This window comes from Planktothrix sp. PLAVEN19ND, assembly GCF_057220675.1.
Genome location: NZ_CM170132.1, coordinates 2,769,873 through 2,792,155, shown reverse-complemented (window position 1 = coordinate 2,792,155; position 22,283 = coordinate 2,769,873). Strand labels below are relative to the sequence as shown.

General features: G+C 42.3%; 22 protein-coding genes and 1 tRNA gene. 13 read left to right on the top strand and 10 right to left on the bottom strand.

Translation table 11 applies throughout. The features are described from left to right. Positions 1-121 precede the first annotated feature (121 nt). Positions 122-964 carry an MOSC domain-containing protein gene (locus tag AC2D3N_RS12260; protein ID WP_079677855.1) on the top strand — a complete coding sequence of 281 codons (843 nt, stop codon included), beginning with the start codon at positions 122-124 and terminating at the stop codon, positions 962-964. Between the two features lie 163 nt (positions 965-1,127). Then, positions 1,128-1,859 (top strand): RadC family protein, encoded by a 732-nt coding sequence (gene radC, locus AC2D3N_RS12255; protein ID WP_079677854.1) that lies wholly within the window; start codon positions 1,128-1,130, stop codon positions 1,857-1,859. Between the two features lie 13 nt (positions 1,860-1,872). On the opposite strand, the gene AC2D3N_RS12250 is transcribed toward radC, so the two are convergent. From AC2D3N_RS12250 to AC2D3N_RS12240, 3 genes are all read right to left on the bottom strand, one after another. Beyond that, on the bottom strand, positions 1,873-2,826 hold the full coding sequence (locus AC2D3N_RS12250) for an Hpt domain-containing protein (RefSeq protein ID WP_079677853.1): 954 nt from the start codon (positions 2,824-2,826) through the stop codon (positions 1,873-1,875). 147 nt (positions 2,827-2,973) lie between these two features. Continuing rightward, entirely contained in the window at positions 2,974-4,947 is a 1,974-nt protein-coding gene (locus AC2D3N_RS12245) for a peptidoglycan D,D-transpeptidase FtsI family protein (RefSeq protein WP_484691001.1), read from the bottom strand. 134 nt (positions 4,948-5,081) lie between these two features. Next, positions 5,082-5,666: a hypothetical protein gene (locus AC2D3N_RS12240; protein ID WP_484691000.1), complete on the bottom strand. Its 585-nt coding sequence runs from the start codon at positions 5,664-5,666 to the stop codon at positions 5,082-5,084. 208 nt (positions 5,667-5,874) lie between these two features. Between AC2D3N_RS12240 and AC2D3N_RS12235 the strand changes: the two genes are divergently transcribed. The 3 genes from AC2D3N_RS12235 (at position 5,875) to AC2D3N_RS12225 (ending at position 10,296) form a co-directional block, all read left to right on the top strand. Next, a complete protein-coding gene (locus AC2D3N_RS12235; protein WP_484690999.1) occupies positions 5,875-6,546 on the top strand; it encodes a glutathione S-transferase family protein in 672 nt (223 codons plus the stop codon). 407 nt (positions 6,547-6,953) lie between these two features. Then, the gene (gene glgB / locus AC2D3N_RS12230) at positions 6,954-9,272 is read left to right on the top strand and encodes a 1,4-alpha-glucan branching enzyme (RefSeq protein ID WP_079677848.1); all 2,319 of its coding nucleotides are present in this window, start codon (positions 6,954-6,956) and stop codon (positions 9,270-9,272) included. A gap of 100 nt (positions 9,273-9,372) precedes the next feature. Next, positions 9,373-10,296 (top strand): DMT family transporter, encoded by a 924-nt coding sequence (locus AC2D3N_RS12225; RefSeq protein ID WP_079677847.1) that lies wholly within the window; start codon positions 9,373-9,375, stop codon positions 10,294-10,296. Between the two features lie 138 nt (positions 10,297-10,434). Here the strand turns inward: AC2D3N_RS12225 and msrB are convergent, their stop codons facing one another. The 5 genes from msrB to AC2D3N_RS12200 form a co-directional block, all read right to left on the bottom strand. Beyond that, positions 10,435-10,836: a peptide-methionine (R)-S-oxide reductase MsrB gene (msrB, locus tag AC2D3N_RS12220; RefSeq protein ID WP_484690998.1), complete on the bottom strand. Its 402-nt coding sequence runs from the start codon at positions 10,834-10,836 to the stop codon at positions 10,435-10,437. 89 nt (positions 10,837-10,925) lie between these two features. Further along, entirely contained in the window at positions 10,926-11,387 is a 462-nt protein-coding gene (locus AC2D3N_RS12215) for a DUF2996 domain-containing protein (RefSeq protein WP_484690997.1), read from the bottom strand. Positions 11,388-11,499: 112 nt separating this feature from the next. Continuing rightward, a complete protein-coding gene (locus AC2D3N_RS12210) occupies positions 11,500-12,393 on the bottom strand; it encodes a hypothetical protein (protein WP_484690996.1) in 894 nt (297 codons plus the stop codon). A 52-nt stretch (positions 12,394-12,445) separates the two neighbouring features. Continuing rightward, positions 12,446-12,952, bottom strand: coding sequence for a hypothetical protein (locus tag AC2D3N_RS12205; protein WP_484693721.1), 507 nt, complete (start codon positions 12,950-12,952; stop codon positions 12,446-12,448). A 112-nt stretch (positions 12,953-13,064) separates the two neighbouring features. Beyond that, entirely contained in the window at positions 13,065-13,484 is a 420-nt protein-coding gene (locus AC2D3N_RS12200) for a hypothetical protein (RefSeq protein ID WP_079677842.1), read from the bottom strand. A 148-nt stretch (positions 13,485-13,632) separates the two neighbouring features. On the opposite strand from AC2D3N_RS12200, the gene AC2D3N_RS12195 reads away from it, so the two are divergent. From AC2D3N_RS12195 to AC2D3N_RS12165, 7 genes are all read left to right on the top strand, one after another. Then, positions 13,633-15,465 carry a S8 family peptidase gene (locus AC2D3N_RS12195; protein WP_484693720.1) on the top strand — a complete coding sequence of 611 codons (1,833 nt, stop codon included), beginning with the start codon at positions 13,633-13,635 and terminating at the stop codon, positions 15,463-15,465. Then, positions 15,462-15,680, top strand: coding sequence for a hypothetical protein (locus AC2D3N_RS12190; RefSeq protein WP_484693719.1), 219 nt, complete (start codon positions 15,462-15,464; stop codon positions 15,678-15,680). Before AC2D3N_RS12195 ends, AC2D3N_RS12190 begins: the two co-directional genes overlap by 4 nt. A 159-nt stretch (positions 15,681-15,839) precedes the next feature. Next, entirely contained in the window at positions 15,840-16,748 is a 909-nt protein-coding gene (locus tag AC2D3N_RS12185) for a DNA cytosine methyltransferase (protein ID WP_484693718.1), read from the top strand. 228 nt (positions 16,749-16,976) lie between these two features. Then, on the top strand, positions 16,977-18,254 hold the full coding sequence (ahcY, locus tag AC2D3N_RS12180) for an adenosylhomocysteinase (protein WP_484693717.1): 1,278 nt from the start codon (positions 16,977-16,979) through the stop codon (positions 18,252-18,254). A 287-nt stretch (positions 18,255-18,541) separates the two neighbouring features. Then, positions 18,542-19,150 (top strand): DedA family protein, encoded by a 609-nt coding sequence (locus AC2D3N_RS12175; protein ID WP_484693716.1) that lies wholly within the window; start codon positions 18,542-18,544, stop codon positions 19,148-19,150. A gap of 75 nt (positions 19,151-19,225) precedes the next feature. Beyond that, positions 19,226-19,444, top strand: coding sequence for a transferase hexapeptide repeat containing protein (locus AC2D3N_RS12170; protein ID WP_484693715.1), 219 nt, complete (start codon positions 19,226-19,228; stop codon positions 19,442-19,444). Then, positions 19,441-19,716, top strand: a complete 276-nt coding sequence (locus tag AC2D3N_RS12165; RefSeq protein WP_079677835.1) for a PIN domain-containing protein — start codon at positions 19,441-19,443, stop codon at positions 19,714-19,716. The genes AC2D3N_RS12170 and AC2D3N_RS12165 overlap by 4 nt, the downstream gene beginning before the upstream one ends. A gap of 204 nt (positions 19,717-19,920) precedes the next feature. On the opposite strand, the gene AC2D3N_RS12160 is transcribed toward AC2D3N_RS12165, so the two are convergent. Together AC2D3N_RS12160 and psb34 are read right to left on the bottom strand one after the other, a co-directional pair. Then, positions 19,921-19,994, bottom strand: a tRNA-Met gene (locus AC2D3N_RS12160). Between the two features lie 161 nt (positions 19,995-20,155). After that, entirely contained in the window at positions 20,156-20,320 is a 165-nt protein-coding gene (psb34, locus tag AC2D3N_RS12155; protein WP_484693714.1) for a photosystem II assembly protein Psb34, read from the bottom strand. 244 nt (positions 20,321-20,564) lie between these two features. Here psb34 and AC2D3N_RS12150 point away from each other — a divergent pair, with 244 nt between their 5' ends. After that, positions 20,565-22,172, top strand: a complete 1,608-nt coding sequence (locus AC2D3N_RS12150; RefSeq protein WP_484693713.1) for a class I SAM-dependent DNA methyltransferase — start codon at positions 20,565-20,567, stop codon at positions 22,170-22,172. The last annotated feature ends 111 nt before the right edge of the window (positions 22,173-22,283 follow it).

Sequence of the window (22,283 nt, the reverse complement as noted above, 5' to 3'; positions counted from 1 at the left end):
GGTGAACTCTTTTCCTCCTGATCTTAGCTTTTTCTTGTTCCTGTCGTTTTTCTTGTTCTAATAACTCCGCGGCTTGAATTAGTTCTAAGATAGGAATTAGATTATTGTGGAGATCTAACTAATGAATTTGGTTGAACTATTTATTTATCCGATTAAGTCCTGTGGCAAAATAGCCCTTAACCAAGGGGAAGTAACCCTGAAAGGATTAGATTGGGATCGGGAGTTTATGTGGGTTGATGAATCCGGTCAGTTTGTTACCCAGAGAACTTATCCTCAATTAGCAAAAATTCGAGTTCAACAGTTAGGGGAATTAATAGAATTATCCGTTGAGAATCAAAATATTAAATCTTTTCAGTTGCAACCTACATTAACGGGAATTTCTAAACCTGTACAAGTTTGGAGAGATACAACAATTGCAGTCGATCAAGGAGATGAGGTTGCTGACTGGCTAAAAAATGCTTTAAAACAGGATAATCAACCTAATTTGCGGTTAGTGCGACAATCTCCTGATTTTATTCGACCCGTTGATCCCAATTATGCTGTTAATATTAATAATCAGGTGAGTTTTGCCGACGGTTATCCCTGTTTATTAACTAATACTGCTTCTTTAGCCGAATTAAACCGAAAACTCACAGAAACCTATCCCATATCATCACAAGAGATTCCGATGAATAGATTTAGACCTAATCTTGTGATTGATACTGATCAACCTTTTATTGAAGATCAATGGAAAACTATTTTAATTGGAGAGGTTTATTTTGATTTAGTTAAACCCTGTAGCCGTTGTATTGTGACGACAACCGATCAAAATAGTGGGGAGCGTAACCCATTAACAGAACCTTTAAAAACCCTAGCCACCTTTCGACAACAACCCCGTGGGGTGATGTTTGGTGTGAATATCATTCCTCGAAATACCGGGACAATTCAGGTCGGAGATGTCCTTGAGGTGGTGGAAACCACTTAAAAAAAAGCGTTAAAGTGAATTTTTGTTACAAGCTAGAGTTTTAATTACTGAGACCAATTTGATATAGAACCCCTGGAGTTAACACCCGATTCAACTTGAAATCATGAAAAAAATTGAGTAAAATTTAATACCATAAATATTGCGTTGGTGGGGTGCAACCCAAATGACCTATAGCCTGAGAATTGCTGATTTACCCAGTGATGAGCGTCCCCGTGAACGATTAATGGCCATTGGTTCCAGAAATTTAGCCACGGCTGAATTGATGGCAATTCTGTTAGGAACAGGTCAGGGAAAGGGAAAATTATCCGCCGTCGGTTTAGGACAATATATCTTAAATCAGTTAAGTCAACATCAACGAGATCCCCTAGCGGTATTGCGGGATATTGGGGTTCATGAATTAACCCAAATTCATGGTATTGGGCCAGCGAAAGCCACCACAATTCTAGCAGCCGTTGAGTTGGGGAAACGGGTTTTTCAGTCCAAACCCCCAGATTTAGCCGTTATTGAGACTCCCCAAGCCGCCGCCGACGCCTTAAGCCATGATTTGATGTGGCAACCCCAAGAACGTTTTGCGGTCTTGCTATTGGACGTTAAACACCGTCTATTAGGAACTCAAGTGATTACCATTGGAAGTGCAACGGAAACGATCGCCCATCCCCGGGATATTTTTCGAGAAGTATTGAAAAGCGGCGCAACCCGGGTAATTGTTTCCCATAACCACCCATCGGGGAATGTTGAACCCAGTTCAGAAGATATTAATTTAACTCGCCAATTACTGCAAGGGGCGCAATTTTTGTCTATCCCGATTTTAGATCATATTATTTTGGGAAATGGCAATCATCTGAGTTTAAGAACCACAACATCTTTATGGGAAGAATATCCCCAAACCGAGTAAATTTTTACTGATTTTAGGATTTAACGTGCTTAATTAACAACTGAGCGATCGCTTGTAATTGTTGTTTATTAAAGGTTTTTAATAGCACTTTTACCACTTCTTTCGGATCAGCCGGAATTGTGATTTCTTGAGTAGCGGGTTTAGCAGCGGCTTTTGCACCCGCCAAGGATAATAACGCTGCACTGGGGGCAATGGTACTGGCTTTTCCCGCTTGTAAAAGTTCTGCCCCTTGCTTCAACTCATTAATAATTGGGGTTGCTAAAACTTTAAAAGAATTTTTAGGATTGGCGATCGCACCATGGGCCGTTTTCACTAATGTTTGCCAAGGTTCAATTCCTGCCCCAACCTTCGTTAATCGAGCGCATAAACCCGCCAATTGTTTACGAGTTTCTGGAGATTCTGCTTGTTTTAATCCTTGTAACATGGGTTTGAGAACCGTCATCACTTGATTAACGGCATTAGCCACCCCAGGTGTTGCTGTAGCTGTTGGCGTTGTCGCCGTTGAAGGTGCCGCGGCTACCTTACCACTCATTAAGTCTTTTAAGTGGTTTTCCAACTTATCATACACAGGTAGAGAAGCCTTGAGAATTTTCTCCCCTATTTCTTCCGAAAGTCCGGCGGGACTAGCAGCTCGATCAATAAGATTTTTCAATACTTCAAACCCCTTACTATAAAGGGTTTGAGTTGTGGCATCAATTTTTAACGGTGTGTCCTTAACCAGCTTAAAACAATCTTCTAGGCGTTTGGACACCTTATTAATACTGGCAAGACTGGGCATATTCTCCATCAACATCGCCGCCGCCCCCTTAATGGAGTGAGCAGCCCGATAGATGGAAGCTACTTCTTCCCTGTCTGGATCAGCCATAATTGCGGGGAGCTTTGTGACCCCCATTTGCAGGGTTTCGAGACGCTCCTCCGCCTCTTCCATGAAGATAGCAAAGATCCTTTGGTCTTGGTTTGTTGGCACAGCAGCCCTCCTAAACCCTTGAATCAGTAATCAGTTATCAGTAATCAGTTATCAGTGTAAGAGTTGATCTGTGATTGGTCAACCCTAAACATTGTAGAAGCTCGGAGTTAATCAACAGATTAGTATTTATTATTTACTAATAACTGATTAACGATCTGGGGAAGTTTCCGCAGAATTGAGAGCCGGAATATCTGAGGGGGGAAGTTTTTCCAGATGAATCAGGGCTTCCATCACCGATTTCACAATGGGTGCAGCCACAATTCCCCCGGCGCGACCTTCTAAGGGTTCATCCACGACCGCCACCACCACATAACGGGGGTGATCAACACTTAAAATTCCGACGAAACTGGTAATCAGGGCGTTGGAAGAATAGCCTCCATCCGCCGATGCTTTTTGAGCCGTCCCGGTCTTTCCAGCCACCCGATAACCGTCTATGGCGGCCCGGGTTCCGGTTCCTCCTTCTTTGACAACGGTTTCCATCATCTTTAAAACGGAATTGGCTGTTTCAGAGGAGAACACTTGTTCGGGTTCACTCAGGGGCAATTTCCAATACAGTTGGCTTTTGCTGTTGTATAACCCTTGAATAACGTGGGGAGTAACCAGTTTACCCCCATTGGCTAAAAGACTATGTAGTTGGGCTAACTGAATGGGAGTAATGGAAAATCCTTGGCCAAAAGCTGTGGTAGCTGGTTCAATGGCGGCGGAAACAAATTGTTCTTTAGATTTTAGGGTACTGGTGGCGGCAAAGGGTAAATCAATGCCCATGGTTGTTCCTAAGCCCAAACGTTTTAAGCCTTCATAAAACACCTCCGGCTCCATCCGTTGCATAATTCGCACCATGCCCACGTTACTGGAATATTTGACCACATCACTGATATTAATTTCGCCTCTAGCGGAACCATCGGAATTTTGAATCGGCCAACCTCCAACTTGAATGCGACCTTGATCATTAACAACAGTATCCGGTTGAATTGCTCCTGCTTCTAAGGCCAAAGCAACGTTAATTGGTTTGAAGGTTGAACCGGGTTCATAAAGATCCGTTAAGGCCCAATTTTTAAACCGTTCTAAGTCAAATTTATAGTATTGATTCGGATTATAGGTCGGTTCATTGGCTAGGGTTAGTACGGAGCCATCGGTAGCATCCATGACAATGACCGTTCCCCGTTTGGCTTTGTATTCTTTAACGCTTTTCTGGAGGGCTTGATGGGCAACCCGTTGTAAGGAGGAGTCAATCGTTAGCCTTAATTCTAAATCATCAATGGGGATAAATCCTGTAGCGATTTGTTCAGGAACCCAAGCACCATTAGCAGCCCGTTGAAAGGACAAGGAGGGCATGGTGCGTTCTAGTAAATTTTCCTGACTATATTCAATTCCAGCTTGACCTTTACCTTCAAGATTGACATGACCCACAACATCTGCGGTGTTTTCCTGTTGCGGATAAAGTCGTTGACGACTTTCTAATAGTTCTAATCCGTCTAAGCCTAAATTATTAATTCGATTTGCGACTTGTTCGGAGATTGAATCTGCAACTTTAATTCCACTAGGAGATGTACCAAATAGTGTTAAAAGTTCGCTCTTGAGTGGGGTGGTTGAATCTTCTCGCAATAATACAGGGGCTAACTTTTCAGCAATTTCATCGGGAGTTTGTTTAAAGAGTTTAGGGTGAACATAAAGGGTATAAACTCGCTGATCTAAAGCCAGAATATCTCCTTTGCGATCGGTAATTGAACGTCTGGGAACAAACGGTAGAATTTTTTGTTGTTGTTGAGATAAAGCCTGTTCTTTGAGGAAGGAAGATTCTTGACCTATTTGTAAACGAAATAAATTAAGGGATAGACCCAGAATTCCCCCTAGTATTACTAACCAAACTAATATTAAACGCCTGCGATCTGCTCTTACAGGGGCGGAGCGAGGGCGCTTTCTAGGATAGGCGACAAAGGGAAGATTCACCGGGCTTGTCGCGAAGGGAGCGAAACCCGAATTCCGAGATGGGGAATTTTGACCTTTACTTCCCCAGGCGGTTCTTTTTCGCCCCATCACTGTTCTTTTTCCCCCACGCTGACTAGGAGAAGAACGCTGTCGTTGAAAACGAGAACCGGAAGAATAGTCTGAAGAAGCCATATAGTAGGGGCAGGGGAGGCAGGGGGAGCAGGGGAGGCAGGGGGAGCAGGGGGAGCAGGGGGAGCAGGGGGAGCAGGGGAGGCAGGGGGAGCAAACTATTGCCCATTACCCATTGCCCATTGCCTGTTCCCTGTTTAATATCCTAAAGGTCTATTTAATGTTGGATGGGGAGAAGGATCTAATTTGATCACAGCAGTGGGTTCTGGGGAGGGTTGGGGACGGGGTTTCGCCGGTTCAACATAAATCATATCACCTGGTTGGGGAGTCACAAGACCTGTGGTGGGTTCGTCGGCGGCGATCGCAATTTGATTTTTTAACAGTTCTTGAGCCGTGCGTAGTTGTTGTTCCGTGGCTCGTAACTTTTCTAATTTGGGATATTCCTGTGTCCAACTCGACTCTCCATAAACCGTTAACCCATAAACCGTTAAAGTTGAACCGATAATCAATGAGGTGACCACCGATGAAACCTTTTGTACAGCGACCATGGAACCAAGCCAGAAAGGTTTGGGTTGAGGTTTGGGCAGGGCTTTAACAACCGTTGACGAGGGTATGGGCGAGGGGGGATTATTAACCAAGGGTATAGAGGTCGTCAAGGAGGCTTTAACCCGTTTTTTCCGAACCTGATCAAAGGGAACAACTTTACTTTGTATCGAAGGAAGATCAACGGGACTAGAAATTCTGCGTTGAGGAGAAGGTGTCGATTTGAACGCAACAGTCATAAAATTTACCTACCTTGACTTCAGCTTTCGGTGTGGGGGAATGGAAAGGCAATGCTTGATCCGGGGCTGGGGTAACTTGGAACCATCTCCAATAGAAAAATCCCACCCTTAATTATCAAACTAACTTAAAACTATCTAATCACGAAAAACCCCCAAAATATTGTTAAATTTCAGTTTTGGATCTTTAGTTAATCAATTTTAGTTTTTTATGCTCCTATTGCAGTTTAGTACGTCCCATTATTGTCGAAAAGCGCGTTTAGCATTGGGGTATAAGGGGATTTCTTATCAGGTGGAAAATCTCACTCCGGGATTTCATACCCTGAAACTCAAACCCCTAACGGGACTGACAACAGTTCCGGTTTTATTACCCCAAATAGAAGGTCAGCCCCAAGTGATCGCCGACTCGACTCAAATTTTCAAGTATTTAGAACAAAATTACCCTGATCCCCCCTTATTTTTAGCCGATCCCCACCTACAAACCCAAGCTGCCTTATTAGAAGATTGGTTAGATGAAAGTATTGGGACAGCGACTCGATTTGTTTATTATCAGTTTCGGTCTGGAGAAGGGAAAAACATTGATCCGTCCCTATCGAGTTTATTGGTGATTCGGGTGGTGTGTTGGCAATATCAGATTAATCCGGCGGCGGTTGAACTGGCTAAAACTCGGTTAAAAACGGCTTTTGAGGTGTTGGAAGTCTGGAAAGAACGGCCCTATTTAGTGGGCGATCGCATCAGTATTGCGGATCTGGCTGCGGCGGCCTTGCTCAGTCCCCTGGCCTTAATTCCTGAATACCGCCAAAGTTACCCCTGGATATTCGACCGGATTGTCAAAATTCATGATCTTTGTGGTGAACCCTTACCGCCGGGATTATCAAGATAAGCAGGGGGAGTAGGGGAGCAGGGGGAGCAGGGGGAGCAGGGGGAGCAGGGGAGGCAGGGGGAGCAGGGGGAGTAGGGGAGCAGGGGAGGCAGGGGGAGCAGGGGGAGTAGGGGAGCAGGGGTGTCCTCGCTTGCTGACGGTCAACAGTCATTGATGAATAGATGGTCAAAATCAAGTAAAATAATCCCAAATCTCGCTTATCAAAAATGGGAGCAGGAAGAACCGCAGCATAAGCGAAGCGTTGGTGTCGGGAGGATGTCAAAGCGTAAGAGTAGGATTTTCCCGAAAATGCGGAAGGTAGGAAGCAGGAGGTTTCGTCGTCCTGAAAAGGTCGAAATCTAGTAAATTGATACTACCCTTCCGATCCATATTAGACCTGTTTTGTAATCGTAGAGCAGTAGAAATCCATGACGACCATCGCAACTGATCAGATTGATAAGATTGTTTGGAACCATCACCAAGATCCCTTTGAAGTGTTGGGTTCCCATCAAATTGAACATGAGGGTAAAACGGTATGGGTAGTGAGAGCGTACCTCCCTAATGCGGAGGCGGCATGGGTTCTGTTGCCCGAACAACGACAGGAATACCCCATGCAGTCCGTCCATAATCCCCATTTCTTCGAGTGCATCATTGATACCCATGAACTCTCCAATTATCAATTGCGACTCAAGGAAGGGGAACATGAAAAGGTGGTTTATGACCCCTATGCTTTCCGTTCGGCCCAATTTACCGATGTGGATGTTCACCTGTTTGCAGAAGGAAACCACCACCGGATTTATGAAAAATTAGGCGCCCACCTGATGACCGTCAATGACGTGGCGGGGGTGTATTTTGCCGTTTGGGCTCCCAGTGCGCGGAATGTTTCGATTATTGGTAACTTCAACAATTGGGATGGCCGCAAACACCAAATGCGGAAATTGGGCAATGGTGTTTGGGAAATGTTTGTCCCCGGACTCGGAGTCGGCGAACATTACAAATATGAAATTAAAAACTGGGAAGGACATATCTATGAGAAAACCGATCCCTACGGGTTTTATCAAGAAGTTCGCCCCAAAACCGCTTCTATTGTTGCTAATTTAGATGCCTACCAATGGCGTGACCAAGATTGGTTAGAAGAACGACGTCATAAAGATCCCCTGAAATCCCCGATTTCGGTTTATGAATGCCATTTAGGGTCTTGGAACCGCGCTCCGTTTGATCAACCCCATGTTTTACCCGATGGCACGGTTGAACCTCCTGTACAAGCCACTGAGCTTGATCCAGGGGGTCGTTTTTTAACCTATCGGGAACTCGCAGATCAGTTAATTCCCTATGTTAAAGATTTAGGCTTTACCCATATTGAATTATTGCCGATCGCCGAACATCCCTTTGATGGATCTTGGGGATATCAAGTCACTGGATATTATGCCCCTACCTCCCGGTTTGGCAGTCCTGAAGATTTCATGTATTTTGTCGATCAGTGCCATTTGAACGGCATTGGGGTGATCGTGGACTGGGTTCCGGGGCATTTCCCTAAAGACGGACATGGTTTGCCCTTCTTTGATGGCACTCACCTCTATGAACACGCCGACCCCCGCAAAGGCGAACACAAGGAATGGGGAACCTTAGTATTTAACTATGGTCGCAACGAAGTCCGAAATTTCTTGGTGGCTAATGCCCTATTTTGGTATGACAAGTATCATATCGATGGAATTCGGGTGGATGCAGTCGCCTCGATGCTGTATCTGAACTATTTACGTCCCGATGGGGAATGGGTCGCCAACGAATACGGCGGTTGTGAACATATTGAAGCGGCGGATTTCCTACGTCAAACTAATCATGTTCTGTTTAGTTATTATCCGGGGACGTTATCCATTGCGGAGGAATCAACTTCCTGGCCGATGGTATCCTGGCCCACTTACGTTGGCGGCTTAGGGTTTAACCTGAAATGGAATATGGGATGGATGCACGATATGTTGGATTATTTCAGCATGGATCCCTGGTTCCGTCAGTTCCATCAAAATAACGTTACCTTTAGTATTTGGTATCACCACAGCGAGAACTTTATGTTGGCGCTTTCCCATGATGAGGTGGTGCATTGTAAGAGCAATATTGCTAACAAAATGCCGGGGGATGATTGGCAAAAATTTGCTAATGTCCGGTGTTTGTTTACCTATATGTTTACTCACCCGGGTAAGAAAACTTTGTTCATGGGAATGGAGTTTGGTCAGCGTCAAGAGTGGAATGCTTGGGGGACTTTGGAATGGGAATTGATGCAATATCCTGCCCACCAAGGGATTAAACGGTTATTCCAAGCGTTGAATGAATTGTATCGCAGTGAACCGGCGTTGTATGAACAGGATTTTGCTGAAGCTGGGTTCCAATGGATTGATTGTACGGATACTCGTCACAGTGTGGTGTCGTTTATTCGACGGGCTAAGGAGCCGGAGGAATTTGTGGTGGTGGTCTGTAATTTTACGCCCCAACCCCATAGTCATTATCGTGTAGGTGTTCCTGAATTGGGATTCTATAGCGAAATATTCAATAGTGATTCCGGTGAATTTGGCGGCAGTAATATGGGGAATTTAGGCGGAAAATGGACGGATGAATGGTGGTTCCATAATTATCCCCATTCTCTGGATTTATGCTTACCTCCATTGGGAGTTTTAGTGCTCAAATTAGACCGACTGAAAACGGAAGCAGCTTTGCAAGCAGCGGCGGTGGAAGTTCCCGTTTTAGAGGCTTAATCAGCTTGAATTAAACCCATGAAAAACAGCGATCGCTATTTTAAAAAGTGGCGATCGCTTTCATATTTTGTGTTAGAAAAAAGTAGCCAATAATTTTACAATGTCTATTCATTCAACTTCAGGACGATGGCGCTTAGGGTTAGGATTAGCCCTATTAACAACATTTTTATGGGGAATTCTACCCTTAGCATTAGCTATTATTTTACAAGGTTTAGACGTTTATACCGTAACTTGGTATCGATTTTTTATTGCCTTTGTATTGTTAGGAGGATATTTAGTCAGTCGTCAACACCTTCCTAACTCGGAAAAAGTTAAGTTAATTCCTTGGCATTTATTGGGAATTGCTACACTATTTTTAGCCGCTAATTACGTTCTATTTTTACAAGGTTTAGCTTTAACTTCTCCTACCAATGCTGAAGTTTTAATTCAAACATCTCCGGTTTTAATGGGGTTAGGGGCATTAGTTATTTTTAAAGAACATTATACCCGCTTACAATGGTCAGGGTTAGGGGTTCTAACTTTAGGATTTAGTTTGTTTTTTCATGAACAATTAAAAGTTCTAGTTACTGCTTCCAATCAATATTTATGGGGGAGTTTTTTACTGGGAGTTGGAGCCATATCCTGGGCAATTTATGCCTTAGCTCAAAAACAACTACTACAATCTCTTTCCTCCTCTCAAGTTATGGCATTTATTTATGGAAGCTGTGCGATTTTATATTTACCCGTTGCCACTCCCGCAGCAATTTTTACTTTAACCCCATTTCAGGTATTAATCCTACTATTTTGTGGACTCAATACCTTAATTGCCTATGGTTGTTTTGCGGAATCTTTAGAACATTGGGAAGCTTCACGGGTCAGTGCGGTTTTAGCTTTAGCTCCGATTATTACTCTCATTTCTGTTGATAGTATTGCGGTCTTATTTCCCCATTTAATTGAACCGGAAAATTTAACTATTTTGGCTGTGATAGGAGCAATTATTGTAGTTATAGGTTCGATGATGATTGCATTAGGAAAAAAAACCTAGAGTCAAGGAAACATAACGCATGAGGGAATAGGGAACAGGGAACAGATAGAATTAAATATTATAATCACTCATATAATATGCAATTTTAAAACCGGGTTGGGTGAATGTTTCCCAAAAACCCCGGTTATTATTTCAGAATTAACCTTCTGATTTCTCGAAATCTAAAGCCGCAGAATTCATACAATAGCGTTGTCCTGTGGGTTTAGGGCCATCATCAAAAACATGACCTAAATGGGCATCACAAGTGGCACAAAGAACTTCAGTTCGACGCATGAAGAAACTGAAATCATTTTCACACTTAACATTTTCTTCGTTAACGGGTTGCCAAAAACTCGGCCATCCAGTTCCAGAATCAAATTTTGTTTCGGAAGTAAATAATTCCGTGCCACAACAAACGCATTTATAAATACCCTTTTCTTTATTATCATGGTATTTTCCTGCAAATGCACGTTCCGTCCCTTTTTTCCGAGTGACCCGAAATTCTTCATCACTCAGTTGTTGTTTCCATTCCGCATCAGTTTTTTTGACTTTATTGACCATAATACCTCTAGTAAAGTAAGTTGTTCCGGTGTTCTTGTGTTCTTGTGTTCCGGTGTTCTTGTGTTCCGGTGTTCCGGTGTTCCCTATTATCAGTTACGAGTTAACCATTTTTGTGCATTCAACCGTTGAACTACGCCAAATACTAATAAATCAAGATTAACTTTTCGTTCATCTCCTAGGAAGGGTTCAATTGTAGAGGGTTTAATCCCATTTAAAGCACAGGTAAATAATTTTAAAGAACTAATATCTTCATTAGGAAAATAGACATTAAACTGGCGTTTTCCCTGTTGCCATTGACCAACCACTTGCCAACAATCTTGACTAACTCCTAGGCCAGAAGGCAATTTTTCTTTAGCAAACTTGAGGTTTAAATCCTCAACACCTTGACTATTTAATGCTTGTTGTAAGGCGGGAATATAGTCCTGTTGGATAAACTCACCGAAAGGTTTATCTTCTAATGCCGGGGCTTTGGCTTTCTTCTGAGCCGCAGGTTTTTCGCCTGGTGTTTCTGGGGCGGTGGCTTCAGGGTTGGGTTTTGTTTCTTCAGACATAGAGACTTCCTTATTTTAATTTCAACAACAATTTACCAGAATATTTAAGCTATTTTAACGGATGATTGATTTCTGTGCAGGGGTGGGAAAACCCTACCCCTGATTTTTTTGGTTAAATTTCGGCGGCGGCTCGTTCAATTAAACGACGGGCTAAGGTTTGAGTTCCGGTATGGGTATAATAGTTAGTAGTCATGTCCAAAAATGCAGCAACATAATCTAATTTATCATTGGTAATATCGACAAATCCTTGCAGATTTTTAACTACTTTTTCCGGGGTTAAATCATGTTGAGAAACAAAATCTCCCATCCAACCCTTGACAGAATCAAAACTTCCTTGAATAAATTGTAATTTTCCTTCAGAAGTTTTACCCGGAATGACATCATTAATCCGTTTAAAGCCTTCATTTTTTTCTAATTCTTCCGTGGTTAAGTTTCCAATAGTTGATAAAGCCGAACTAATAAAATCTGGCCCCAAAGGAATTAAACCATCCAAACAAACTAAGGCGGTCATCCGCATTAAAGATTCTCCGCCATAATCTCCTAATGCGGCTAAAAAGTCCCCAATACTATCACCCGGGATGCCATTAATTAAGCAAAATCCGACTAATTCCGCCACTAATTTTAGGGATAAATCAATCGCTTGGGCTTTGTTGGGTTTGGGGGTTAATTGATTTAAGAAGCCTAAAAAGCTGATATTTTCTCCAATTTTATTGGCTAAAGCCGCTGCTCCTAAAGCAGTTCCAGCGCTATCAATAGTTTGATATAACCATAAAGCCCGTTGATAATCTTGTTCTTGTTTTTTGTCATTATAGAGCCATAAAGCCCGTTCACTGACCTGTTGAATATAGGCGGGGTCATCTTCTCCGGTAATAGTTTTAACTGTATTTTCAAACCCAACTAAATTATTCCATTGACCGGGAATTACAAAGTCTAACCCGCGTAAAACCATGACGGTAACGCCACCTGTCGGTAATTCATCCACTAATTGATTGATAGATTTACTCACAGTCATTCTCCTAAAATAGTACAGTTATTGTTGCTAGAAATGCTAACTAATATTATTTGACCCGGGATAAACCATTCAAATTGAATTTTCCCAGCCAGTTTTCTCGGTCATTGGCAGTAAAAGATTCAGAACGAGATTGAACTTTGACTTGATGGCGGTTCGCGACTAAAATAGCAGTGGTATTTTTCCCTTGAGTCACAGCCGGATATCCACTAATCGTTTTACTACTTTGTTGATATTTAGTTGCCGCACTGGGATTATTAGCCAAGTCATTAATCGAAAGCATGGCTACATTTTGCCCCCCTTGATTTAATTTGGCTTCGGCAAAACCAGTTTTTTCCTGAGCAAAAACGACTTGATAACCGTCTTGACTTTTGGGGAAAAATTTATTAAATTGGCTGCCAGAAACAGGTTTCTGTGCCACAGTAGTTGGGGCAGATTTATTAACAGATTGATTCCCCGACGGAGGTGTAGAAGCTTTGCCCCCGCAAGCCGATATTAATAACGACATTGCCAGGGTTAAGGCGATTAAATTCTTAGGTAATCGTTTAAAATTCATCTTTTTAGCTAAAAATTAGGTAAAAATCGGCAATTATTCCCCTATAGTTGCGGAAAATAACCCTTATTTTCCCTAGTATAAGCTTTTTAGAGGAAAGGAGAAGCCAGAAGTTCTACAAGTTTGACTGCATAAAGGATTGAAGATATTTATACCATCGGACGGCTAGAGAAATTTCAGTAAAGGGAATTTGGACAATTTTAGCAGCATCGGTGAATCTAAATTCTAACGCGATCGCTTTTCCTTTCTCTGGGGGAATATTCGGGTCAACGGCTTGATTTTCCACCAATAACCTCAAAGACTCTACCTGTTTGAGAGAAAAGGTTTCTAAATTAATCGGGCCTTTGCGGGTGGGTTTTCCCCAGGTTAAGTCCGTTTCCTTGAGGCCCAAGACCGCATAAATATCATATTTAGCCTTATCAAAATGGGTCGCCCAGGCTTGATAGGCTTCCAATTTTTGGTATTCATTCCAACCCGACCAAGCTAGACCGATAAATACCGCCAGCAGGGGAAGCCATAATAAACCACGTTCCATTGTTATTTTTCCTCTGTCAAAGTTATGATCTATGATCATCTATTTTGAGGATGATAGATAGAATAGGAATAAGATATATGTTCAGACCCAAGAAACCCGGTTTCTGGAAACCTACCGACTTCTCATCAACCTCAACTTTTGAAAAACGATGAAAAAATTTTTCCTATTCTGCTTATTTTTAATTGGTTTGGGCTGGGCAGTTTCTAACTTCTCCGGTCTTGCTAATCAAGGCAGTTATGACAGTATTGTACTTGATTTTAAAGAATCTTTAGGGCAGCCAGAAATTGCCAATCAGGTACGGTCAATTTCTGAACAGTATCAAATTGTTCCCTATCTCAATAGTGAATTTTCTCAAGCGGATAACGTTTATGTGGTTAGAGGGGATGCCAAACTGCTCAAATCCTTGAGAAAATCTTTGGGCAAACAAACAGAATTTATTGAACCCAATTATATCTATAGTGCTGATGAAATACCAGGGAAAAATTCTCAAGCTGCGATTATTTATGATACGGCAAATACAATTCCCAATGACCCTTTGTATGGAAAACAATGGAATTTTCGTAGTATTAATTTAGAAGGAGCCTGGAGTGAAACCCAGGGAGAAGGAGTTACCGTTGCCGTTATTGATAGCGGAGTTAGTCTAGTTCCCGATTTAGAACAGACCCAATTTGTGGAAGGCTATGATTTTGTGAATGATAAAATTGAAGCCTTTGATGATAACGGACATGGAACCCATGTTTCCGGAACTATTGCCCAATCCACTAATAATAATTATGGGGTAACAGGCATTGCTTATAAAGCCAAAATTATGCCCTTAAAAGTATTAAGTGCCGGAGGCGGTGGCACGATTTCTGATATTGCCGAAGCGATTAAATTTGCGGCTGACCATAACGCCGATGTGATTAACATGAGTTTAGGCGGTGGTGGCGAAAGTCATTTAATGCAAGAAGCCATTAATTATGCCTATTCTAAAGGAGTTGTAATTATTGGGGCTGCGGGAAATTCCGGGGAAAATTGCGCCGGATATCCTGCCCGTTATCCCAAAGTTTTAGGTGTGGCGGCGTTAGATGCGGCGGGAAATAAAACCCCCTATTCTAACTTTGGTGCTGGGGTTGATATTGCCGCCCCTGGAGGATTAATTGAAGGGGAAAATCAAGTCGGAGGTATCCTACAAAATACCATTGACCCGGCAACGGGTGAGGCGGTTTTTGCAGCTTTTCAAGGCACAAGTATGGCGGCACCGCACGTTGCTGGGGTAGCAGCATTAATTAAAGCTAGTGGAGTTACCGAACCGAATCAAGTTATTAATATTCTCAAAGAATCTGCCCGCAAAGTTTCAGAAGACCCCCTAAATCATTTTGGGGCGGGTCATTTGGATGCCACAAATGCGGTGCAAATGGCTTTAAAAGGACAAATTACTTTCCGAGATTTCTTTCGTTGGTTACGCGATAATGGCTATCTGAGTCCTCGGTTTTGGGTTGATGGCGGGGCGGTGGCATTATTACCCAAATTAGCGATGGTTTTGGGTTCCTATTTATTAGCGTGGTTTCTGAGAAATTATTTTCCGTTTCAATGGGGTTGGTCTTTAGCCGGGGGATTAGTTGCGGGAAGTAGTGGTTTATTTTTCCTGCGGGGTTTCTATATCTTTGATTTACCCCAATGGCCGATGCGAATGATGGGTAGTTCTCTGCCGGAATTAGGGGGGGCAATTCAAGGAAGTTCGACTTTAAATCCCCTATTTGCCAGTGTATTAATTCCAGCAATTTTAATTCTATTATTCCTGGGACATCCCCAGTGGAAATGGGTGGCGATTGGGATAACAATTGGAACAGCAAGTTGTTTAGGAATTAGTGCGATAGTCTCTCCTGCGGTTTGGGGATTAGGCACAGGTTTCGTCTCTCAACTGTTTTTAGTTACCAATGCTTTGTTATGTTTTGGGTTAGCTCGTTTAGCGATTAAAACTCAGGTGAATGCGATATGAATATCACCGTTACAGGTACAATTGAGCGGAAAGGATTGGGTTCTGGAACCTGGGCATTAGTCAGCGATGGCAAAACCTATGAACTCCATAATCCTCCTAAAGATTTGCAAAAATCCGGGTTAAAAGTCACCGTTGCAGGTCAAATTCGAGAGGATATTATGACCTTGGCAATGATTGGCCCCGTGTTGGAAATAGACTCTTTTGAAATGGCTTAATTTTTCAGAGGAAACACCGGAACACCGGAACAGGGGTAATACTTCTGGTTGTCACATTTTATCGTAGGGGTTGGGTCTCCCAACCCTCTTTGCGCCTGGGTTGACCAGGGACGCCACCCTAGAAACAATTAAAAAAGCCGTATAACATCAAAATTAGGAATGAGATATATTGATTTATTTTGTGGAGTTGGAGGATTTAGAATTGCGATTAATCAAGTATTAAATGCTAAAAATATTAATCCAGAATGTGTTTTTTCCTCGGATATTGACCCCGATGCTCAAAAAATCTATCAGATGAATTTTGGGGAAAAACCTGCTGGAGATATTACTCAAATTGAGGCTGAAGATATTCCCGAACATGATATTTTATTAGCGGGTTTTCCCTGTCAACCCTTTAGTATTTGTGGACAACTGAAAGGGTTTGAAGATACCAGAGGAACGTTATTTTTTGATATTGCTAGAATTTTGGCTAGTAAAAAACCTAGTTATTTTATCCTAGAAAACGTTAAACAATTAGTTGGACATAACCAAGGAAAGACTTTAAAATCTATTATTGAAGTTTTAGAACAATTGGGTTATACTGTTGAATATAAAGTATTAAATGCCTTAAATTGTGGATTACCCCAAAAGCGAGAACGAATTTTTATTGTCGGTTATCTTCAACCGTTGCCCTTTCGCTGGGAAATTCAAAAAATACCGATGAAACCCTTAACAGAAATTTTAGAACCGCAGGTTTCCGACTTTTATTATGCCTCGAAAAAAATCCGTAACAGTCGTTTAGTTAAATATCAAGGTAAAACCCATACTGAACCGACAATTTGGCATGAAAATAAAGCCGGTCATATTAGTGCTTATCCCTACTCCTGTGCATTAAGAGCCGGAGCATCCTATAATTATTTATTAGTCAATGGAGAACGAAGATTAACCGAACGAGAAATGCTGCGTTTACAAGGATTTCCCGATGAGTTTAAAATAGTGGGTTCCTATTCGACTTGTCGCCGATTAATTGGCAATAGTGTCCCGGTACCCTGTGTAGAAATCGTGCTGAATTGTTTGTTGAATAAATAGAAATCGGGTTTCTTCAAGCAACCGGGTTTCTGTGTTACCTCTGGCCTAATGACAACTTTCACGCTAGGCTCTATGTTAATAAATTGCAACAATCGCTAATTTTGACGAGGAACCCTAGGTTGCATGGGGACGTCACCAACAGAATGCTTGAGTTAGGCCCTGTGTGCCGGATGACTTGAGTATCTTCTGGAAACTGGAAATAATTTCTGTCTAGGAAACAACTACAAAATGACTGCAACAACTGCCCGTATTAAGTACGAAATTAAAGACCCCGCCCTCGCCCCCAAAGGCAAACAACGGATTGAATGGGCCGGGCGTGAAATGCCTGTGCTGCGCCTGATTCAAGAACGCTTTGCCAAAGAAAAACCCTTTGCTGGCCTGCGGTTAGCTGCCTGTTGCCACGTTACAACGGAAACGGCCCACTTAGCCATTGCCCTGAAATTGGGTGGCGCCGATGCGGTATTAATTGCCAGTAACCCTCTGTCTACCCAGGATGATGTTGCAGCGAGTTTAGTTGTTGACTACGGAATTCCGGTTTATGCGATTAAAGGGGAAGACGCCGAAACCTACACTCGCCACGTTCAAATTGCTTTAGACCATCGTCCTAATATTATTATTGATGATGGTAGTGATGTGGTAGCTACCTTAATTCAAGAACGTCAACACCAAATTCCCGACCTGATTGGGACAACCGAAGAAACCACCACCGGAATTGTGCGTTTAAAGGCGATGTTGAGAGATGGGGTGTTAACTTTCCCCGCCATGAATGTCAACGATGCCGATACTAAGCATTTCTTTGATAACCGTTATGGTACTGGTCAATCTACCCTAGATGGAATTATCCGCGCCACTAACGTCCTGTTAGCGGGCAAAAATATTGTGGTGGCAGGTTACGGTTGGTGTGGAAAAGGTACCGCCCTGCGGGCACGGGGTTTGGGCGCTAATGTGATTGTGACCGAAATTGACCCAGTTCGCGCTATTGAAGCGGTGATGGATGGTTTCCGGGTGATGCCGATGGATGAAGCTGCATCCGTGGGCGATTTATTTATTACGGTTACTGGGAATAAGCACGTTATTCGCGGCGAACATTTTGACATCATGAAAGATGGGGCCATGGTTTGCAATTCCGGTCACTTTGATATTGAAATTGACCTGAAAACCTTGGGAGAAAAAGCCACGGAAATTAAGGAAGTTCGTAACTTTACCCAAGAATATAAACTCAAAAATGGTAAATCCGTTGTGGTCTTGGGAGAAGGTCGTTTAATTAATTTAGCCGCGGCGGAAGGACATCCTAGCGCGGTGATGGATATGAGTTTTGCTAACCAAGCATTGGCTTGTGAACATTTGGTGAAAAACCAAGGCAAATTGGCACCGGGAATTCATTCTATTCCTGCGAATCTTGACAAGGAAATTGCCCGTTTGAAATTGGATGCCATGGGGATTAAAGTTGATAGCTTGACCCCAGAACAAATTGAGTATGTGAACTCTTGGACATCGGGAACATAAATCAGTTTAGATATCAACTTTTGCTGCTTTTCATCTGGGAGGGTTTATGTCTCCAAAGTCCGTCAACTTAACCTGAAAAGTAGTATTAGCTAGTGGCAAGAAGTCGAAACCTGAGTGATCCCCCCTAACCCCATTGGGAAGGGGGGAAGCAGAATCAAAGTCCCCCTTTTTAAGGGGGATTTAGGGGGATCTAATTTACGATATAATCAGGGGTTTTAGACTTAATTTGACACCCTGCTATGCCCATCACCTCATTCTACTTTTAACAATTAAATCAAGAAAAGATTATGGCTGAATGGATTACTAATACTATGAGTTCCTTGGGTTATCTAGGAATTGGATTATTAATGTTTTTAGAAAATCTATTTCCGCCCATTCCCTCTGAGTTAATTATGCCGTTAGCGGGTTTTACGGTATCCCGAGGGGAAATGCAATTTTTTCCTGCGATTTTAGCGGGAGTTATCGGAACAATATTAGGGGCGTTTCCTTGGTATTATGCGGGTAAATTCTTCGGGGAAGAAAGGTTAAGAGATTTAGCGGACAAGTACGGAAAATGGATTACGGTTTCCGGTAAGGATATTGATAAAGCTAATAATTGGTTTACTCGATATGGCGGTAGGGCTGTTTTTTTATGTCGTTTAGTTCCTGGGGTAAGAACCTTAATTTCTTTACCTGCGGGTTTAAACAATATGCCGTTAATTCCTTTCATTATCTATTCTACCATTGGCACGACCCTTTGGGTGACTTTTTTAACAGGAGCCGGGTATTTTTTAGGAGACCATTATGATTTGGTCGATGAATATTTGGGCCCGGTTTCTAAGATTGTGTTATTGAGTTTAGTGATTGGATTTGGACTTTGGATTCTTCGCAAAAACATGAGAAAAAGTGCTGAATAATCAGTAAATCTTACTCTCTGGATTTTGTAAACTTAGTTAGCAGCTAAATTACCCCTAATATTCTCAGGAGGAAAAATGTTAGATGAAACGACTCTTGAACAACGCTTAGTAACTCTTGAACGAGCGGTTGCTGACCTTCAAGGCAAATCTCAGAACCAGTCTACATCTGAAAACTGGCTAGAAAAATTGATCGGTTCAGTTTCCGATCAAACAGCATTGATAGAAGCTTTAGAATATGGACGAGCTTTTCGTCAAGCTGATCAACCCGTTGTTCAAGGTAATCAAGCATTGTGAAATATCTGCTCGACACCGACCATATTAGTTTCCTACAACGAGGTTCAAGTTTAGAATATACTCGTTTAACCGATAAAATGAGTCAACACTCACCATCAGATTTTGCTTTATCAGTTGTTAGTTTTCACGAACAGACACTTGGCGCACACGATTTTATCAATCGTGCTAAAACAAATACCGACACTATTCGTGGATATACTTTGTTATTGACTAGAAATGTTAGGGATTTTAGCAAAGTTCCTGGCTTGAAAACAGAAGATTGGACGGTATAACCTAGATAGGATTTGCTATTTATTTCTGTCTTCCCCTTTTTTCGCATACTAGGTGCTGAATAACCATAAAAACAAACCCCGCATCCATTCAAGTTTGCGAGGTCTATTTTTATGTAACTTGGTGGTGGGGAGGGAAATTGATTTTAATTCGATTAGGTTTTTTGAATCACCCAATTCAACAATTACATCCCAGAAATCATAAAGTGGCGGGGAGCGGATTTGAACCACTGACCTTCGGGTTATGAGCCCGACGAGCTACCAGACTGCTCTACCCCGCGTTGCCTTTCTTCCTTTTGCATTATAACCATAACTCTCTGGATTTGGCAACCCCTTTTGGGAAATATTTTTTTTGGAGCAGGGGGAGGGGGGAGCAAAGGGAGCAGGGGGAGCAGGGGGAGCAGGGGGAGCAGGGGGGGGAGAGAAATAATGGCCCATGATTTTAGGCGGCGAAAGCAATCAGGAGTAGGGAAGTCACCAGCAGGACAGCGGCAGCGGCTTGGAGTGCATAGCGACTTTGCTGTTCGGGTGAGGGGTACTCAGCAAAATAAAGTTTGGGTTCGGTGGCGTAGTTATTCAGGATGCCGTTTTCGTTGGTGGTTCTCATGGTCTTTTTCCTTTACTTGGCTTATGTAAACAAATATAACGGAATGTTAAAGATTGTAACAGTGACTTGACTCAATAACCTTGGTGATGTTAATCACAGGGAATTTGACCGTAATCTATTGATGGGGTAGAGCCGAATTAATGCCAAAATTCTGGCAATATTTGTCAATGAACCCTTAGACTGAGGTTTGACAAGCAACTGAAATTGGAAGCTGAACCAATCTCCATGGTAAGTTAGGGTAATAATGGCGAAAACCAGTAATAGTAAAACTCAAGACAACGGAACCTTAGAACAGAAGCTTTGGAAATCTGCTGATAAGCTGCGAAAAAATATGGATGCAGCCGAATATAAGCACGTTGTTCTAGGGTTAATTTTCCTTAAATATATTTCTGATTCCTTTGAAGAATTGCACCATAAATTTATTAAAGGCGAGGGAGAATACGCCCAAGTAGACCCCGAAGATAAAAACGAATATTTAGCGGAAAACGTCTTTTTTGTGCCTGAAAAAGCCCGTTGGTCATCTCTACAAGCCCAAGCCAAACAGCCAGAAATCGGGAAATATGTTGACGAGGCGATGATTGCCATTGAACAGGAAAATCCAGGGTTAAGAGGGGTGTTATCTAAGGTTTACGCCAAACAAAACTTAGATAAAACATCCTTAGGCGGGTTAATTGATTTAATCGGGAGTTTTAAGTTAGTTAGTGAGAAGAAAACGTCATCATCACAGTTAGAGTTAGACTTAGAACAGAACGTTAGAAAGCTACAGCAAGCGGATGTTTTAGGGCGGGTTTATGAATATTTTTTAGGACAATTTGCCCTAGAAGAAGGGAAGAAGGGCGGACAGTTCTACACCCCAGAACCGATTGTTAAATTATTAGTAGAAATGTTGGAACCGTACAACGGGCGGGTATTTGATCCTTGCTGTGGTTCGGGGGGAATGTTTGTTCAAAGTGAGAAGTTTGTTGCTAATCATCAGGGGCAGTTAGATAATATTTCGATTTATGGACAGGAAAGCAACGAAACGACCTATCGATTATGTAAGATGAATTTAGCGATTCGGGGGATTGATTCATCTAATATTAAATGGAACAATGAAGGGTCTTTTCTGAATGATGCTCACCCGGATTTAAAAGCAGATTTTATTATTGCTAATCCGCCTTTTAATGATAGTGATTGGGGCGGAGAACTGTTAAGAAATGATGGACGCTGGAAATACGGGGTTCCTCCAGTCGGTAACGCTAACTTTGCTTGGGTACAACATTTCCTTTATCATTTAGCCCCAACGGGAAGCGCGGGGTTTGTGTTGTCGAATGGTTCGCTTTCTTCTAATACCAGTGGGGAGGGAGAGATTAGGCAGAAATTAGTCGAACAGGATTTAGTAGATTGTATTGTGATGCTCCCAACACAGTTATTTTATAATACGGGAATCCCGGCTTGTTTATGGTTTTTGAGTCGTTATAAAAACGGTAATAAAAATCGCGATCGCCAGGGAGAAGTATTATTTATTGATGGTTCCGAATTGGGAGAAATGATTAACCGGAGAAACCGCACTTTAACGGATACTGATGTTAAGAATATTGCTACAACTTACCATGAATGGAAGCGGAAAAATGGCAATTATCAGGATATTAAGGGTTTCTGTAAATCAGCAACTTTAGAAGACATTGAAAAACACAAGTTTGTGTTAACTCCAGGGCGTTATGTGGGGATTCCTGATGAGGTGGAGGATGAGGTGAGCTTTGAGGATAGGATGAGTTATCTTACAATGGCTTTAGGTGAGCAAATGCGCGAGGGTCAGCTTTTAGATCAGGAGATTAAAAAGCAGTTAGCTAAGGTCGGGTTTGAGCTATGACTTTGATGATGGCTATACCCGTTTCGCATCCAGCGAATATAATTCGTGGCTATACAGACAAAACCCGCCTACGCGGGTTAAAGACCCGTATTCGCATCTTAGAAAAGCCTT

Coding starts and splice junctions, on each gene's coding strand:
- AC2D3N_RS12200 (WP_079677842.1), bottom strand. CDS start 13,484: ATGGAACGTGGTTTATTATGGCTTCCCCTGCTGGCGGTATTTATCGGT.
- AC2D3N_RS12245 (WP_484691001.1), bottom strand. CDS start 4,947: ATGGCTTCTTCAGACTATTCTTCCGGTTCTCGTTTTCAACGACAGCGT.
- AC2D3N_RS12190 (WP_484693719.1), top strand. CDS start 15,462: ATGAATATCACCGTTACAGGTACAATTGAGCGGAAAGGATTGGGTTCT.
- AC2D3N_RS12215 (WP_484690997.1), bottom strand. CDS start 11,387: ATGTCTGAAGAAACAAAACCCAACCCTGAAGCCACCGCCCCAGAAACA.
- psb34 (WP_484693714.1), bottom strand. CDS start 20,320: ATGAGAACCACCAACGAAAACGGCATCCTGAATAACTACGCCACCGAA.
- AC2D3N_RS12170 (WP_484693715.1), top strand. CDS start 19,226: ATGTTAGATGAAACGACTCTTGAACAACGCTTAGTAACTCTTGAACGA.
- AC2D3N_RS12240 (WP_484691000.1), bottom strand. CDS start 5,666: ATGACTGTTGCGTTCAAATCGACACCTTCTCCTCAACGCAGAATTTCT.
- glgB (WP_079677848.1), top strand. CDS start 6,954: ATGACGACCATCGCAACTGATCAGATTGATAAGATTGTTTGGAACCAT.
- AC2D3N_RS12175 (WP_484693716.1), top strand. CDS start 18,542: ATGGCTGAATGGATTACTAATACTATGAGTTCCTTGGGTTATCTAGGA.
- AC2D3N_RS12185 (WP_484693718.1), top strand. CDS start 15,840: ATGAGATATATTGATTTATTTTGTGGAGTTGGAGGATTTAGAATTGCG.
- ahcY (WP_484693717.1), top strand. CDS start 16,977: ATGACTGCAACAACTGCCCGTATTAAGTACGAAATTAAAGACCCCGCC.
- radC (WP_079677854.1), top strand. CDS start 1,128: ATGACCTATAGCCTGAGAATTGCTGATTTACCCAGTGATGAGCGTCCC.
- AC2D3N_RS12260 (WP_079677855.1), top strand. CDS start 122: ATGAATTTGGTTGAACTATTTATTTATCCGATTAAGTCCTGTGGCAAA.
- AC2D3N_RS12195 (WP_484693720.1), top strand. CDS start 13,633: ATGAAAAAATTTTTCCTATTCTGCTTATTTTTAATTGGTTTGGGCTGG.
- AC2D3N_RS12235 (WP_484690999.1), top strand. CDS start 5,875: ATGCTCCTATTGCAGTTTAGTACGTCCCATTATTGTCGAAAAGCGCGT.
- AC2D3N_RS12225 (WP_079677847.1), top strand. CDS start 9,373: ATGTCTATTCATTCAACTTCAGGACGATGGCGCTTAGGGTTAGGATTA.
- AC2D3N_RS12205 (WP_484693721.1), bottom strand. CDS start 12,952: ATGAATTTTAAACGATTACCTAAGAATTTAATCGCCTTAACCCTGGCA.
- msrB (WP_484690998.1), bottom strand. CDS start 10,836: ATGGTCAATAAAGTCAAAAAAACTGATGCGGAATGGAAACAACAACTG.
- AC2D3N_RS12150 (WP_484693713.1), top strand. CDS start 20,565: ATGGCGAAAACCAGTAATAGTAAAACTCAAGACAACGGAACCTTAGAA.